We start from the raw sequence: 16023 nt of genomic DNA on the forward strand, positions 1-16023 counted from the left end.
GCCCGCCGCTTCCGATAAATGTTTGCCTTGCATTAAAATGGAAACCGACTACTGAAATAGAGGAAAAAGTTTCATCATGGAACAAACCAAACATCACCCGACACCACCCAAAGTTATGAATAACCGTGTAACACACTACAACGGTATCAATTACTACTATAACAAATTAGGGAATGTCATTTGTCGAGAAACTCAAGGCATCATTCAAAATCTGCATTACGACTTGTTTGACCAGCTTGTAAAAATAGAAACCTTTACCAAGCTTGAAGACGGCACATGGGAAAAAGACACATGGGGATACGAATACGATACCTTACGCTGCCGTACCAAAAAAGCCAAAATTCTTGACGATAACACACAAACCAATATCACCGAATTTCTTTGGGACGGCTCGCGCCTGTTTCAAGAGATTTACGCCAACGGGCGTTACACCTATACCTATGCCGACCAAAACAGCTACGAACCTTTAGCCCAAGTTCACAATTGGACAAATACAGAAGGCGAAACCAATGAAACCATCTTCTATTTTCATTGTGATCAAGCAGGCTCTCCTCGCGAGATGACAGATAAAGATGGTAATTTAGTATGGTATGGTAAATACCGCGCATGGGGGCAGTTAACTTTTGCAGAATCCCTTGTTCCGAATGTTCATCAGCCTTTCAGACTGCAAGGGCAATATTACGACCCCGAATCAGGCCTGCATTACAATTTTCATCGTTATTACGATCCTAATTTTGGCAGATTTATAACCCAAGACCCGATAGGCTTGGCAGGAGGAAGCAATGCCTATTTTGCTTTTCCGAATGCGCAAACTTGGGCTGATCCTTTGGGGTTGGCGACACTAAAAATTAATGGCCGAATAATACGGGTTCATGCTAACGATGTTGATCCATTTCCAAGTATGCCACATGGACATATTTATGATGAAAATCTTGTTGTTGATAAAGATGGAAGAATTTATCGCGCAGGAAAATGCCATTCAGTAAGTGATAGTGTTGGAAGCTTGAGTAAAAAGGAAATAAAAGTATGGCAAAAATGGTTAAAACAACAGGGATTTAATTTGGATTAAAATATAAAGAAAAGTGAATAAGGTAAAGAATATGAAATATATTTCTATAAATAAGTGGCCGGTGTCGAATTATCAAAAATTAAAAAGAATTTGGAATGAAAATTCAATTGTTAGCTTGGAAGTTGGAGAAATATCATTTTATGATGATATGGTTTCGTTTTTGATAAATGAAAAAGATGAGTTTGCTTTTGCAATCTTATCTGAGTTGGCAGAAAAAGATAATGTACCTGTAGAAATTTTAGAAAAAATATTCTATACAGGTAATTTGTCTTGTCAAATGTCGGTTTGTAAAAATAAAAATTTACCTCATTCATTAAAATATGAATGTATGAAAATTTGCAATTAAAATTAAATACAGTGATATAGATAGAAGTTTTAAAATCCAACTAAGGCATTGTACCTAAGAATAAAAAAATGATTATAAGTAAATTTAAAAGAAAAGAAAATATTACTAAATACAAAAGATTATTTCTAAGTCGCATTAGGGCCGATATCAGTTGGATAAACTTAGATATGTATCCCGATGAATTATTTGTTATGCAAGTTATAAGCCATAAAAAGAAGCATGAGGAAAGCCCTGAGCATAATAGAAACGGTATGTTTCTTTGGTGGCTTAGTAAAAAAACATTCAAAAAAAGGAAATGGAAAATTTAAAACAACTTGCGCTTATAGATGAAGATATTTTTTTAAAAAATGAAATATTAAAAAAGATTCAAGAAAATGAATCATAACTGACATTGTAAGAACTCCCATTGAGTATGTTAAAGCAGATTATTTTAGTCAATATATTATTGGTTATTTATGTATTGATATTTTCTCTATTATCCTTTGCCAACATAAATAATTCTGCAATTATTTTCATCAAGTTTATTTGGTTCCACAAAGAATCGATTTTGATATTCCCTTATATTTCTTTTTTATTTTGCATTATCCATATGATTATTATAGCAATGAAAAAAAATATTGATATTATAAAGTTTTTTCAACTTATTCTTAATGCTTTCATAATGTGTGCTGTGTGCTATATGATATTTTTCGTTGTGTTTGCCACTTTATCCAATGGCTAAACCATGATCGACAAACTCCCCCCCGACGCGCTGATTGAAGCCGCGCTGCTTACCCAAACCGAACCGCTCAGCGAAAAGACCATGTGCGAACTGTGCGTGCCGCCGTTGTCGCCCGACAAGCTGATCGATGTGCTGGCGAACTTGAAAACCCGCTGGCAAAACCGCGCTTTGCAGTTGGTGCATACGCATGAAGGCTGGCGTTTTCAGATTGCCCAAGCCGCATTCGAGCGGTTGGGCAGTTTGCAGGAACAGCGTGCGCCGCGCTATTCGCGTGCGGTGATGGAAACGCTGGCGATTATTGCCTACCAACAGCCGGTTACGCGCGGCGATATCGAAGGCATACGCGGCGTGGCGGTGTCGCAAAACGTGATGCAGACGCTGCAAGACCGCGGCTGGATTGAGGTGATCGGCCACCGCGATTCCATCGGCCGCCCCGCTTTATGGGCGACGACCAATGTGTTTTTAAGCGATTTGCAGTTGGAAAGTTTGGAAGAACTGCCGCCGCTCACTGAATTGGGCGAGCTGGTATTGCCCGATTTAATCGAGCCAGCCGAAAGCGGTGAAGAAGAAACAGAAGCCGGGCAAACCGACCCACTTCCCGAACCGCCCGTACTGAATTAGCAGCTAGGTCAGATACTTGTATTCGACTTACGGTTAAATTAATTTCAGACGGCCTTACTTGAAAAAACGATATGCCCGTCATACTCGGGCTTGACCCGAGTATCCCGCATCTCTGTAAGCAGTAGGTCGGATTCTTGAATCCGACAAAATCGCCGAATACCATTGTTTGTCGGATACAAGTATCCGACCTACGGCTGAATTAATTTCAGATGGCCTCACAGCAGAAGCAGCAGTAGGTCGGATTCTCGAATCCGACAAAATCGCCGAATACCATCGTTTGTCGGATACAAGTATCTGACCTACGGCTGAATTAATTTCAGACGGCCTCACAGATATAAAAGGCCGTCTGAAAACCTATCTCTTATCTATTTTTAACAACCCTTCCTGCCGCAAAAGCCGCAGAAGAACCGTTTTCCTTTCAGGAAAATGCGTTAGGAGACCTTAGTGAACACCAAAAAAATCTCAAGCAAACGTGAATTGCGCGACGGCGCACCGGCCAAGAAAACGGCTGCCCGCAAAAACACAGGCAAGTTTTCAGACGGCCTCAAGAATAAAACGGTCGTAAAAGAAGCCTCAGGCAAACCCGCCGCGCCGAAAACGCAGGCTTCACGCGCCAAAAAACTGGTGGTGCGCAATCCCAATCAAAAAATCATGGAACGCGCCCGCGATTTGAAAGAAAAACGTGTCGATTTAGACAGCTTCGAGCCGGTGCGCCTGCAAAAAGCCCTTGCCGCATCGGGCGTGGGTTCGCGCCGTGAAATGGAAGACTGGATTACGCAGGGCGCGGTTACCGTCAACGGCAAAACCGCCCGGCTTGGCGACAAAGTTTCGCCGGAAGACCAAGTTACCGTTAAAGGCAACGTGATTAAGCTCAAATGGCCCGACCGCCTGCCGCGCATCATTCTCTATTACAAGCAAGAAGGCGAAATCGTGTCGCGCGACGACCCACAAGGCCGCGTGAGCATTTTCGACCGCCTGCCGCAAGCCGCCAGCAGCCGTTGGGTGGCTATCGGCCGTTTGGACATCAACACCAGCGGCCTGTTGATCCTCACCACATCGGGCGAACTGGTCAACCGCTTCGCCCACCCCAGCTTTGAAGTCGAGCGCGAATACGCCGTGCGCGTGTTGGGCGAGCTTTCCACCGAACAGATGAAAATGCTCACGGAAGAAGGCGTGATGCTGGAAGACGGTTTGGCCAAAGTGGAACGCATCTACGAGCAGGGCGGCGAAGGTGCCAACAAATGGTATAACGTGGTGATCAAAGAAGGCCGCAACCGCGAAGTGCGCCGTATTTTCGAGAGCCAAGGTTTAACCGTAAGCCGTTTGGTGCGCGTCGGCTTCGGCCCCATCGGTTTGCCGAACCGCTTGAAACGCGGCCAATTTTACGAGCTGAACCCGGCCGAAGTCGCCAACATTATGAAATGGGCAGACATGTCGCTGCCGGGTGAGCGTCGCCGCAGATAAAGTGGGATTAAGTAACAGGCCGTCTGAAAATTTGTTTTCAGACGGCCTGTTACTTAAGCTGCGGTGCTTTCAAGCAAATATGGCTTCGGAGCAAGAATCAACCTGTTTGACGTTGCTCCATCACGCAGCCATGCAACAGATATTCGATGGTTTCTCGAACGCTTTTGATGGCATTGTCGAAAGGTAGCGGATCTTTGCCGCGGAAAAACAGGCCCTTATCCACTTCTCCGCGCCATGCGGCCGCCAGTTGGATGTCGATACAGAATTGACCTACTTTTTCCAAACCGTCGCGCAGACCACAGACGGAAAGGCAGTTGATGCCTTGGGTACAGCGGCGCGGGTCTGCTTTGGCATTGGCTTGTAGTTTGGCTTCGCGTTTGATGTAGTTGTCGAGGAATTTGGTACGCACTCCGCGGGCAGGCAGACCTGCAACCGACATAAATTCAACCACTTGCTCTACCGGTGCGCCTGCCAGTGTTTTCTTAAAGTTGAGATGGGCATCGCCTTCGTGGGTAACGGCAAATGCCGTACCGATTTGCACGGCGGATGCTCCCCATTCTTTCAGGGCGGTGGTGATTTTTTCAAAATTGGCCATGCCGCCTGCCAAAATCAACGGTATTTTTTCGCTTTCCAATCCCAGTTTTTTGAAAACTTCAAATGTTTCTTCAATCACGCGTTTGAATTCGAATTTCGGATCATTAACGCCGTCAACGGTCATAGCGCCCAAGTGCCCCGCTGCATGTGCGGGGTGTTCCACAACGATGGCATCGGGCAATATGCCTTTTTTCATCCAGCGTTTCAGCACGATGTTGATACCGCGTGATTCGGAAAGAATCGGCAGCAGGGCAACGTCTTTGTGATAGCCTTCGGTCATTTCCGGCAAGTCGAGCGGCAGGCCGGCACCCATTACGATAGCGTCCGCACCCGATTCGCAGGCTTGGCGCACTAAGGCCTGGTGGTCTTTAACCGCTTTCATCACGTTAACGGCAATCATGCCTTTGCCTTGTGTGGCGGCTTTGGCTTTCTGAATTTCTCGATCGAGTGCGATGTGGTTGAGTTTGCAGTATTTTTCTTCAGTAGGGTTGATTTTCGACTCGGCGAGCAAGTCTTCATGCAGATGGCGCAAATCTACGCTGGCAATCGTGCCGACACCGTTTTCACGAGCCACTGCGCTGGATAATTTGGATGCGGATACGCCTACGCCCATGCCGCCCTGCACAATCGGAATAAGTGATTTGCCACGGATAATCAAAGGGTCGAAATCGTGTTGCATGTATGCTTCCTTTATAGAGTAAGCAGATTTCTCGAAATGGGGCAGGGGCGGGGAATTTTGTAGTGGATGGATAGTGTTTCCGCTTTGGGAGACAGAACCGCATTTCGTGAAACAGTTGATGTGTTTTGTCGATGTGTGTTTAAAAGCTTAGGCATTATACTCTAGCATCTGCCAAAATTAGAGTAAAACTATAGTTTTTTTATTTCAGATGGTTGTAAAATTAAGTTATTGCCGATTAACTATTTGTTAGAACAATATTTTTTGGATTTAAGCAAGTGAAAAAGGCCGTCTGAAACTGTTGTTCAGACGGCCTTTCGAGTATAGATAAAAATTTAAGAACGACGTTGCAGCATCCAAGATTCGATTTGACGGGCATCGTTTACACGGCTGAGCGAAGAAGGGGCATTCAGCAGCACGATGGTAATCGGTTGGTTTTGCACATTCGCTTTTACAACCATAGAACGGCCGGCTTCGCGAATGTAGCCTGTTTTTTGCAGCTCGATATTCCAGCTGCCTTCGCGAACGAGGGCATTGGAATTTTTATAGCTTTGGCGGCGGCCGTTGTTGGTATAAACCGATCCGTAGTTGGAAGTGCTGTTACGGCGGATAACGGCATATTTGCTGGCGGCTTGAACCATTTTGCTCAGGTCGTTGGCCGTAGATACGTTACGGAAATCCAAGCCGGTGGGTTCGTAGAAACGGGTGCTGGACATACCGAGGCTTTGTGCTTTGCGGTTCATGGCGTTCACGAAAGCGGATATACCGCCGGGGTAGCTGCGCCCGAGTGCGTGGGTGGCGCGGTTCTCGCTGCTCATCAGGCTCAAATGCAGCAGTTCGCCGCGGGTTAAGGTGGTGCCGATGCTCAAACGGCTGCCGGTACCTTTCAAACGGTCGATTTCATCTGGCGTGATGGTGATGGCTTCGTTCATGTTTTGATTGGCATCCAGCACCACCATTGCAGTCATCAGCTTAGAGATGGAGGCAATCGGCATCACACGGTTGGGGTTTTTCTGATAAAGCACTTCGCCGGTTTTATCATTAATAATCAGTGCAGATTGGGAAGACAGCAACGGGCCGGCAACGGCAGCCTGCGCTTCAATCCGTTCTTCGATATTCATTGCGGCAAATGCACCCAACGGATCATCTTGGGTGGGGAAGTTCTGCTCTAAGAATTGGCCTAAAATGTCTAAATCATCGGCGGACGCGGGAAGAGTAAAAGCAGCCATGCTGATGCTCAGGCAAATCGCGGCTGCTTTTTTGGTTATGCGGATAATCGGCATATTCATATTCCATTATTTTCAAGATTAATATGCGGTAACTTTATGTATTATTGATTAAATTTGAGCGGCTTGTAAAGCAAGGGCGGTAAATTTTTCACTTTTTACCGTCATATTTTACGTAAACGGTACACTTTCCCCGATAAAAGGCCGTCTGAAAAACTGTAATTTGCATTATTTGTTGCCAATGTCGTTTGATAAACGGGCGGATACTTATTATACTTATTTGTTCGAATTTACTAAACGGGCAATGCCCGACGGCAATTTAATTTTAAAAGATACGGAAATATGTCTGACGAAAAGCGTTCCTGCTCGTTTTGCGGCAAGCCCGAGCATGAAGTAAAAAACCTGATTGAAGGCGAACATGCCTTTATCTGCAATGAGTGTGTGGAAACCTGCGGCATTATGCTGCAAAGCCAGCATGATCACACGGATGCTCATGAAACCGATGTGCAGGGCGTTCAGGACAAGCTGCCTACTCCTGCCGAAATTGTCGCCAATCTGAACGACCATGTTATCGGTCAGGAGCAGGCAAAAAAGGCTCTTGCGGTGGCGGTATACAACCATTACAAGCGTTTGCGCCATCCAAAGAGCAGCGGCAACGTGGAATTGTCTAAAAGCAATATTCTGTTGATAGGACCTACTGGTTCGGGTAAAACGCTGCTGGCGCAATCGTTGGCGCGTAAATTGGATGTTCCTTTTGTAATGGCCGATGCTACTACGCTGACCGAAGCCGGTTATGTGGGCGAAGATGTCGAGCAGATTATTACCAAATTGTTGGGCAAATGTGATTTCGACGTGGAAAAAGCCCAGCGCGGCATTGTTTATATTGACGAAATCGACAAAATTTCCCGTAAGAGCGACAATCCTTCGATTACCCGCGACGTTTCCGGCGAAGGGGTACAGCAGGCTTTGTTGAAGTTGATTGAAGGTACTGTGGCTTCGGTGCCTCCGCAAGGCGGGCGCAAGCATCCGAATCAGGAGTTTATCAACGTCGATACCACCAATATTCTGTTTATTTGCGGCGGTGCGTTTGCCGGTTTGGAAAAAGTGATTCGCCAGCGTACGGAAAAAGGCGGCATCGGTTTCGGTGCGGTTGTGAGCAGCAAAGACGAGAATGCCGACATCACCACTTTATTTGAAACCGTCGAGCCGGAAGATTTGATTAAATTCGGTTTGATTCCCGAGCTGATCGGCCGTCTGCCGGTGATTGCTACTTTGGCGGAATTGGATGAAGACGCGCTGATTAATATTTTGACCGAGCCGAAAAACGCTTTGGTTAAACAATATCAAGCTTTGTTCGGCATGGAAAATGTTGAATTGGAAGTGTTGCCCTCGGCTTTACGCAGTATTGCAAAACAGGCGATGGAGCGCAAAACAGGTGCGCGCGGTCTGCGTTCGATTGTAGAGCGTTGTCTGCTGGAAACCATGTATATGCTGCCTGATTTGAAAGGCGTGAAAAAAGTTGTGATTAATGAAAATGTGATTGAAAAAGGCGAGCAGCCGAAGTTGTTGTTGGCCGATGGCAGCGAATACAAATTGGGCGGTGAAGATAAAACGAAAAGCCGTAAACCGGCTGCGTAACATCGTTTATCGTTCGATTGGCAAAGAGGCCGTCTGAAAGTTTTCAGACGGCCTCTTTTGTATCAAAACACCGCCTTAGCGATTCTTGCCGCGGTAGCGTCCGGCCATGGCTTTGTAGATCATGTTTTCGTATTTTAAAGTTTCGTAGCGTGCGTTCAGCAATGTTTGGGCGGAGGCGTATTCGGTGTTGAGCGCATCCAGCCAGTCTTTCAGTTCGTTTTTGCCGTGTTGGTAGCGCACTTGGTAGTAGCGGCTGTTTTTTTGGTCGAGCGCATATTTTTTGCGGGCATTGGCCAAAGTGGCTTCCGCATGGCTGAATTTTTGGTAGTTACCGTGCACTTCGTTTAAAGCGGCGGTCAGCGTTTGTTCAAAATTCAGGCGGGCGTTTTCAAAATTGGCTTCGGCGGTTTTATCTTCCCATTTCAAAGTTTTCCAGTTGAGGAAGGGTAGATTGAGTTTGACCGAGCCGCCTAAGAACGGTACGTCGAATGCGGTGCGTGCCTTGTCCGAAGAAGTGCTTAATGTCGCACCTACGGTAATGCTCGGATACCAACTGCGTTTTTGTGCGGTTACGTTTTTCAGCGACGATTGCAACCGGTATTCCGCAGCACGTAAATCGGGGCGGTTGGCAAGGGTGGAAACGGGGACGTTTAAATCCACGCCTTTGGCACTGCTCAGGCGATAGCTTGCGGGGGCGGCTGCCATGGCTTCGGCAGGCTTCAGATTCAACAAGTTGCGCAAGGTCTCTTGTGTTAATTCACGGTTGTTTTTCAGAGAAATCAGGTTGTTTTGTGCGGACAGCAATGACTGCTGCGCCTGACGCGGTTGAGCGGCATCGGCTTTGCCGTACCGGTATTTGGCCGAGGCGATGCGGTTGATTTCTTGGTATTGCTTGACGGTTTTTTCGGTTAAGGCGATGGCTTCGTTCAGGTAGGCGATATTGAAGTAGGCATCGGCGATGTTGTTGGCCAATGTCAGACGGGTGGCGGCCAAGTCTTGCTGTGTGGCCTGATATTCCCATACTTGCGCGTCGGCTTGCGCATTGAGTTTTTGCCATAAGTCGATTTCATAGCTTAAACCGAGTTGGCTGCTGAACGAAGGAGTGCTGTTGCCGCCTTTGAGATTTTTGCCGGTGGACGCGCCCAAAGAGCCGCTGAAAGTGGGGACTGATTCTGCGCCGAGAATGTTGGCTTGGTATAAGGCTTTGTTCACCTTGACGGCGGCCTTTTTCAAGTCGATATTGCGGGCAAATGCTTGTTCTATCAGGGCGTTGAGTCGGGTGTCGTTATAAGTTTCCCACCAGCGGGGAGTGATGTTGTAGCGTTGGGCGGCTTCTTCCGCGGAAACAATTTGGCCGGTGGCTTCGAGCGTCAGGTTTTTGTCCGGGGTGTGGTTGACGGCACAGCCGCTGATGATGAAGACGATGCTTAAGTTTAAGGCCGTCTGAAAAGATTGGTGCAGTTTCATAAGGTTCTCCGCTGTCGTTAAACCGCTTTGAAACAACGGTCGTGCAGGTTTGTCCGGTTGCATGGATACGCTGTTTCAAATGGGTTTGACTGCATAGTTTTCAGACGGCCTCTTAATGGCGGAGGCTGTCTGAAAAATTTAATCATGTGCCAGTGCGTCAATCGGGTTGAGTTGGGATGCCCGTTTGGCAGGCATAAAGCCGAATATCACGCCGATGATGGAGGAACAAGATACGGCGGCCACAATCGACATGGGTGAGAATTTCATGGCGAAATCGGTAACGAAATGGTTGAACACCAAGCTAATGGCGACTGAAAATAATACGCCGGTCAAACCGCCGATCAAACAAATTAAGACGGCTTCGATAAGGAATTGTTGCAAAATGTTTGACTGCCGCGCGCCGATGGCCATGCGTACGCCGATTTCTTTGGTGCGTTCGGTAACCGATACCAGCATAATGTTCATTACGCCGATGCCGCCGACAATAAGTGAAATCAGGGCAATGCTGGAGATGAGCAGCGTCAGGGTGCTGGTGGCGCTTTCTATTGTTTGCTTGATGCTGTCGCTGTTTTGCATGAAAAAGTCTTCGCTGTCGTGGCGCGAAATGAGCAGTTCGGTAAGGCCTTTTTCTGCAGCTTGCGAGTTGATATCATCTTTAATTTTAACGATGATGGCATTGATATAACGCTGGCCGGTAATCTGGTTGAGCACTGTGGTATACGGTGCCCATAATTGCAGGCTGTCGGTGCTCCCGAACGGGCTGTCGTCTTCTTCGGTGATGCCGATAATGCGCAGCGGGCGTTTTTTGAACAGGATTACTTTGCCCAGCGGGTCGGTGCCGTCTGAAAACAGGGCGTTTTTGGTGTTTTGGTCGATAACCACGACTTGGTTGTTTTGTTTGACATCATCTTCGTTCAGCAACCGCCCTTGTGCCAGTTTGATGCCGCGCACGTCAAAATACTGTTCGCCCACGCCGTAAAGTTGGGCAGTGGCATCAATATTGTGGTAAGTCAGTATGCCGGCGGTGGCGGTGGTCGGCGTGGTGCTGGCAACATAGCTTTGTTTGGAAATGGCATTCGCATCGGCGATTGTGAGTGTGCGTATGCGTGAAGCCTGACGGTCGCCGAAGCCTTTGCCCGGTCTGATGCTGATGGTATTGGTGCCGATTGCGCTGATGTCTTGCAAAATTTTTTCTTGCGAACCTTTGCCGAGTGCAACCACCGACACCACGGAAGCAATACCGATAATAATGCCGAGCATGGTAAGCAGCGAGCGCATTTTGTGTGCCAGAACCGCCTGCACCGACATGCGGAACAACTCTAAAAATTGGTCTTTGAAAAACAGCCACGAGGTGTTTTCTTCGATGCTTTTCACGCTGCTGGGAGGGATATCGGCGTTTTTACTGGTATCGGAGATAATGCGGCCGTCGCGGATTTCGATGATGCGGTTGGCTCTGGCCGCGATTTTCGGGTCGTGCGTAACCAGAATTACGGTATGGCCTTGGGCGTGCAGATCGTGGATGATTTTCATCACGTTTTCGCCCGATTGGGTGTCCAATGCGCCGGTAGGTTCGTCGGCGAGGATAACTTCGCCACCGTTCATCAAGGCACGGGCGATACTTACGCGTTGTTGCTGGCCGCCTGAAAGTTCGCTGGGTTTGTTGCTTTCTTTGCCTTCCAAACCTAAATCATGCAGGATTTTTTCGGCGCGTTTGCTGCGTTCCGTCTGCTCTATGCCGGCATAAACGGAAGGCAAGGCTACATTGTCGCGGGCGGTTAAAGCGTTGAGCAGATTGTATTTCTGAAAAATGAAACCAAACCGTTTGCGGCGCAGGGCGGCCAATTCGTCGGCGGACATTTGTGAGGTTTCGATACCGTCGACGGTGTAAGAACCGGAGCTGGCGGTGTCCAAGCAGCCCAAAATATTCATCAGGGTCGATTTGCCCGAACCGGATTGGCCAATGATGGCGACAAAATCGCCTTTTTCTATGGTCAGGTTCACGTCTTTCAAAACATGAACGCGGTTGTTGCCGCTGCCGAAATAACGGTTGATGTTTTTACACTCGATTAAGCTCATAGCCTGCTCCGTTATCTTTTCCCCATTTTGCGTCCGGCGGCATCGATGTCATCGGCGGTTGATTCGGAAATAATGACTTTTTCTCCTTCTTTCACACCTTCTGTAATCTGAATATTGGTGCCGTCGCTTAATCCGGTTTTGACCGCACGTTCTTGCACTTGGTCTTTATCGCCTAAAATGCGCACGGTTTTTTTGCCGTCTTTGGTTTTGACCGCCAGATTGGGTACGCTCAACACTTTTTCGGCTTGATTGATCACAATGGTGTTTTCAGTAGTCATACCGATATGCAAAGCACCGTCTTCATTGGGTACTAAAGCGCGGGCGTAGTAGTAGATGGCGGTATCGGTGGTGTCGGTGCTGGTGGTGTAAGAGCCGTTAGACATGGTGGTAAGGCCGGGATCGACTGTGTCAATAACCGCTTTGCGGCTGTTGTCGGGCATAGACAGGGTGGTGAACATCAACGTTTGCCCCGCTTTGACTTTATTGGCATCTCCTTCGGCAATCTGCATTTTATTCAGCATTTTGCTTAGATCGGCCACTTGGACGATAGTGGGTGTCGTTTGATTGGCGTTAACGGTTTGCCCTTCTTCTACGGGAATGGAAACAACCGTGCCGTCTATCGGTGAAGAAATAAGCGTATAGCCCAAATCGGCTTCCGCCGTATTGATGGCGATTTGGGTTTGCCTGATTAAGGATTTTAGCTCGGCAACTGATGCTTTGGCCGCCGCCAGCATGTCTTCCGCATCTTCGAATTCGGCTTTGGAGGTGGCATTTTCCGCCCATAATGCTTTCTCGCGCTTGTATTTCTTTTCTGCCGTGCGTTGTTTGATTTCGGCGGAATGCAATTGGGCTTTATAAGTATCGAGCTTGGCTTTGTTGGTATTTAAAGCATTCAGTTGGGTGGTAGAGTCGATTTCGGCGATCAAATCGCCTTTTTTTACCTGCTGCCCCAATTTAACATGCAGCTTCTTAATTTGCCCCGAAGCCTGCGAACCGACGGCGACCAGTTGGGCGGCCGATATTTCACCGGTGGCGCTTACCGTTTGCCGTATATCCATGCGACTGGCCGATTGGGTAAGGTAATTGATTTTTTCATCGGATTTGAAATACGACCATGCAGCAAATACCACTATTGCCGCGGCAGCCAAGAGAATGAACCATTTAATCGTTTTTGCCATAATGTTTGGATATCTTTATAGATTACCGGTTTTGTATACACGGAAACCCAAAGTGGTTATATGAAAATAAAAACAGCGGCAGTGTACTTCAATCCTGTTTTTCAGCCAAGTTAACGGCTTATCGTGAAGTGCAAAAACAACTCTTTGTTATTTAATTGTTTTGTGGGATAATTTAAATATAAGTAAAGATGGCGTTTACTCAAAATTCCCGATTGCTGACATTTTTTAATAGTAAATGTTGAAGAACAATACCAAGTGCCGATAATCCCGCTCAGTATATTTACATGACCAAATATCGCTTTTATCCGCAGAGATATTACGGGATAGACTATACTGACTTGTACTTAAGTACTTTTTCTTTAATAAACTTTAAATAATCAGCTTTCACATAACGGCTTAACTTCTCTCACAATAGGATAATATGAAATTTCAACAAAAAGGCTTTACCTTAACCGAACTAATGATTATCGTCTTGATGATAGGTATTTTGGCAACCATCGCTTATCCGTCTTACGATACATACATCCGCCGCACCCGATTGGAGAGCGTGCGTTCCGATTTGCTGGCGAATGCCCAACTGCTTGAGCGTTATTACGTGCAAAACCACAAATTTCCCGGCAGTGCGACAGAAGATAAAGCGGAGCGTGATAAAGTAAGCAGCGCATTGAAACAGAATGCTTATTTTGACATCTCGTACCAACCTGCCGAAGACAATAACAGTAATTTCAGCTTGATTGCTCAAGCCAATCAAACCAGCAATAAGGGCGAAACGCGCGTTATGAAGATAAACGGCGACGGTATTGTTACCGTTTGCTCTTCTGCCGCCAACGAAGCGGATTGTTACGTATATTGACGCAAGGCTTGATTAAATTCGGCTGTTTTCTTTACATAGGCTATAAATTTTTGCATACTGCCGGCATAATTTTTTATAAAATAATGACAGGGAAAACAGTATGCAGAATACACAGCAAGGCTTCACGCTAGGCCAATTACTCATCACTATTGCGATTGCCGCCATTTTGGCGGCAATCGCAATTCCTTCCTACCGCCATCATATTCAAAACGGCAATTTACAACGCGCCCACACGGCTTTGTTGGAAAACGCTCATTTCATGGAACGTTTTTACCAACAAAATCGTACATTCAAACAAACTTCCACAACTTGGCCGGAGCTGCCGGTTTCCGAAACCAATGCGTTTTGTATCCGTGCGCAAGGAAAAGCGCAAGGGGCGCATGATGATCAGTTCACTTTAAAAGCGGTTGCTCTTGATAAGAATGATGAACCGCGTATCTTAAAAATAAATGAATCTTTGATAACAATGGTTTGCGAAGCCAGCATCAGTTCTTGCGAAGATGGTGAAGATGTTTTTTCAGGAAACGATTCGACGGATAAATCGTGTTCTGTATTCAAATGATGCGGGTGGTGAGGTCTGGGATTTATGACAAGAGGCCGTCTGAAAACAGTTTTTCAGACGGCCTGAGTTTTACCTAAACAATCGAAAAACGTTTAGGCGTGGAAAACAGATTATTTCTGTTTCGGGCGGAATGCTTTGCACACGTTTTCATCGGTTTCGATAAACGTTCCGCCGATTAAATCGACGCAATACGGAATGGCGCTGAACAGGCCGTGCACCTTGATTTCGCCGTTTTCGCCGCGTACGCCGCCCAAAGTTTCGGCAATCGCTTTGGGGCGACCGGGCAGGTTGATAATCAAACATTTGCCGCGAATGCCTGCCGTTTGGCGCGACAAAATCGCCGTCGGCACATAATAGAGGCTGATTTGGCGCATTTGTTCGCCGAAACCGGGCATTTCCTTATCGACAACCGCCAATGTTGCTTCGGGAGTAACGTCGCGCGGGGCAGGGCCGGTGCCGCCGGTGGTAAAGATGAGGTCGCAGCCGTCGGTATCGGCCATACGGCGTAAGGCGGCTTCGATGGCGGATTGTTCGTCGGGAACGAGCGCCTCGGCGAAATGAACGAGATTGTTTACGGCGGCCTGCAACCATTCTTTCAAGGCGGGAATGCCTTCGTCTCGATACACGCCGCTGCTGGCTCTATCGCTGGCGGAAAGCAGGCCGATGGTAACGGTAGCTAAGGTTTTGCTCATGCAGTTTCTTTCTTTGGTTTTCAGACGGCCTATAAATCCACCAGCAGGCGGCGGATTTTTTCGATGGCGTTGCGTGCATCTGCGCCGCAGGTGTCGGAACCGTTGGGGCCGTTTTTCATGCAGGCGATGCCGGTTACGCCGCACAAGTGCACATACGGCAGCTCCAATTCGCGTGCCAGTGCGGCTTCGGGCATGCCGGTCATGCCGATAATATCGACACCGTCATTTTGATAACGGCGCACTTCCGCCCGTGTGGGCAGGCGCGGGCCTTGGATGCAGCCGTACACGGCTTTGTCGTACACGGGCGTGCCGTGCGAGGCGGCGTGTTTCAGCAGGGCTTGGCGCAGTTTGGCATCGTAGGGTTCTGAAAAATCGATGTGCACCACTTCTTGCGACTGGCCTTCGAAGAAAGTGTTGTGGCGGTGGTGGGTATAGTCGACCAAGTCATCCGGCACCACCAGCGAGCCCGGCTCGTAGGCTTCGGTTAAGGTAGCCACCGATGCTACGGATACGATGCGCTCTGCGCCGATGGAATGCAAAGCCCAAATATTCGCACGATAGTCGATTTCGTGCGGAGCGAGCGAATGGTTGAGGCCGTGGCGGGCAAGAAAGACGATGTCGCGGCTGCCGAGTTTGCCGAACAGCAACGGGCTGCTGGTCAAACCGTAGGGCGTGCGCACAACACGGCGGTCGGTAATGTTGAGTTCGGGCAGGCGGGTCAGGCTGCTGCCTCCGATAACGGCTATCATGGGCGGTTCTCGTATCAGTTCGGGAAAGGTATTGTAAAGGATTCGCCGGCGGGTGTGTATCGGCGGCAGGGCGGTAAAACAAAATAGAGGC

General features: G+C 47.8%; 14 protein-coding genes. 7 read left to right on the forward strand and 7 right to left on the reverse strand.

Going from position 1 to position 16023, the window contains the following annotated elements:
* Positions 1-76 precede the first annotated feature (76 nt).
* The 4 genes from Q0X97_RS07270 (at position 77) to Q0X97_RS07285 (ending at position 4221) form a co-directional block, all read left to right on the forward strand.
* Positions 77-1069: an RHS repeat domain-containing protein gene (locus Q0X97_RS07270; RefSeq protein WP_302067078.1), complete on the forward strand. Its 993-nt coding sequence runs from the start codon at positions 77-79 to the stop codon at positions 1067-1069.
* A gap of 31 nt (positions 1070-1100) precedes the next feature.
* Positions 1101-1415 carry a hypothetical protein gene (locus Q0X97_RS07275; RefSeq protein WP_302067079.1) on the forward strand — a complete coding sequence of 105 codons (315 nt, stop codon included), beginning with the start codon at positions 1101-1103 and terminating at the stop codon, positions 1413-1415.
* A 724-nt stretch (positions 1416-2139) separates the two neighbouring features.
* Positions 2140-2757 (forward strand): SMC-Scp complex subunit ScpB, encoded by a 618-nt coding sequence (locus tag Q0X97_RS07280; protein ID WP_302067080.1) that lies wholly within the window; start codon positions 2140-2142, stop codon positions 2755-2757.
* 444 nt (positions 2758-3201) lie between these two features.
* Complete coding sequence (locus Q0X97_RS07285) at positions 3202-4221, forward strand: pseudouridine synthase (RefSeq protein ID WP_302067081.1); 1020 nt, start codon at positions 3202-3204, stop codon at positions 4219-4221.
* Positions 4222-4318: 97 nt separating this feature from the next.
* Here the strand turns inward: Q0X97_RS07285 and Q0X97_RS07290 are convergent, their stop codons facing one another.
* Together Q0X97_RS07290 and Q0X97_RS07295 are read right to left on the reverse strand one after the other, a co-directional pair.
* On the reverse strand, positions 4319-5494 hold the full coding sequence (locus tag Q0X97_RS07290; protein ID WP_302067699.1) for a nitronate monooxygenase family protein: 1176 nt from the start codon (positions 5492-5494) through the stop codon (positions 4319-4321).
* Between the two features lie 332 nt (positions 5495-5826).
* Positions 5827-6774: a serine hydrolase gene (locus tag Q0X97_RS07295; protein ID WP_302067700.1), complete on the reverse strand. Its 948-nt coding sequence runs from the start codon at positions 6772-6774 to the stop codon at positions 5827-5829.
* A 285-nt stretch (positions 6775-7059) separates the two neighbouring features.
* Between Q0X97_RS07295 and clpX the strand changes: the two genes are divergently transcribed.
* Positions 7060-8355 carry an ATP-dependent Clp protease ATP-binding subunit ClpX gene (gene clpX, locus Q0X97_RS07300; protein ID WP_302067084.1) on the forward strand — a complete coding sequence of 432 codons (1296 nt, stop codon included), beginning with the start codon at positions 7060-7062 and terminating at the stop codon, positions 8353-8355.
* Between the two features lie 75 nt (positions 8356-8430).
* Here the strand turns inward: clpX and Q0X97_RS07305 are convergent, their stop codons facing one another.
* The 3 genes from Q0X97_RS07305 to Q0X97_RS07315 form a co-directional block, all read right to left on the reverse strand.
* A complete protein-coding gene (locus Q0X97_RS07305; RefSeq protein ID WP_302067085.1) occupies positions 8431-9822 on the reverse strand; it encodes a TolC family protein in 1392 nt (463 codons plus the stop codon).
* A gap of 138 nt (positions 9823-9960) precedes the next feature.
* Positions 9961-11898 (reverse strand): MacB family efflux pump subunit, encoded by a 1938-nt coding sequence (locus Q0X97_RS07310; protein WP_302067086.1) that lies wholly within the window; start codon positions 11896-11898, stop codon positions 9961-9963.
* Positions 11899-11909: 11 nt separating this feature from the next.
* Entirely contained in the window at positions 11910-13076 is a 1167-nt protein-coding gene (locus Q0X97_RS07315; RefSeq protein ID WP_302067087.1) for an efflux RND transporter periplasmic adaptor subunit, read from the reverse strand.
* Positions 13077-13497: 421 nt separating this feature from the next.
* Between Q0X97_RS07315 and Q0X97_RS07320 the strand changes: the two genes are divergently transcribed.
* Together Q0X97_RS07320 and Q0X97_RS07325 are read left to right on the forward strand one after the other, a co-directional pair.
* On the forward strand, positions 13498-13929 hold the full coding sequence (locus tag Q0X97_RS07320; protein WP_302067088.1) for a type IV pilin protein: 432 nt from the start codon (positions 13498-13500) through the stop codon (positions 13927-13929).
* 100 nt (positions 13930-14029) lie between these two features.
* A complete protein-coding gene (locus Q0X97_RS07325; RefSeq protein ID WP_302067089.1) occupies positions 14030-14491 on the forward strand; it encodes a type IV pilin protein in 462 nt (153 codons plus the stop codon).
* A 110-nt stretch (positions 14492-14601) separates the two neighbouring features.
* Here Q0X97_RS07325 and mog read toward each other — a convergent pair whose 3' ends face one another.
* Together mog and Q0X97_RS07335 are read right to left on the reverse strand one after the other, a co-directional pair.
* Positions 14602-15183: a molybdopterin adenylyltransferase gene (gene mog, locus Q0X97_RS07330; protein ID WP_302067090.1), complete on the reverse strand. Its 582-nt coding sequence runs from the start codon at positions 15181-15183 to the stop codon at positions 14602-14604.
* A 29-nt stretch (positions 15184-15212) separates the two neighbouring features.
* Positions 15213-15932, reverse strand: a complete 720-nt coding sequence (locus Q0X97_RS07335) for an S-methyl-5'-thioinosine phosphorylase (protein ID WP_302067091.1) — start codon at positions 15930-15932, stop codon at positions 15213-15215.
* Positions 15933-16023 lie beyond the last annotated feature (91 nt).

It is taken from the genome of Neisseria sp. MVDL19-042950, assembly GCF_030504625.1.
Taxonomy (GTDB): Bacteria; Pseudomonadota; Gammaproteobacteria; order Burkholderiales; family Neisseriaceae; genus Neisseria.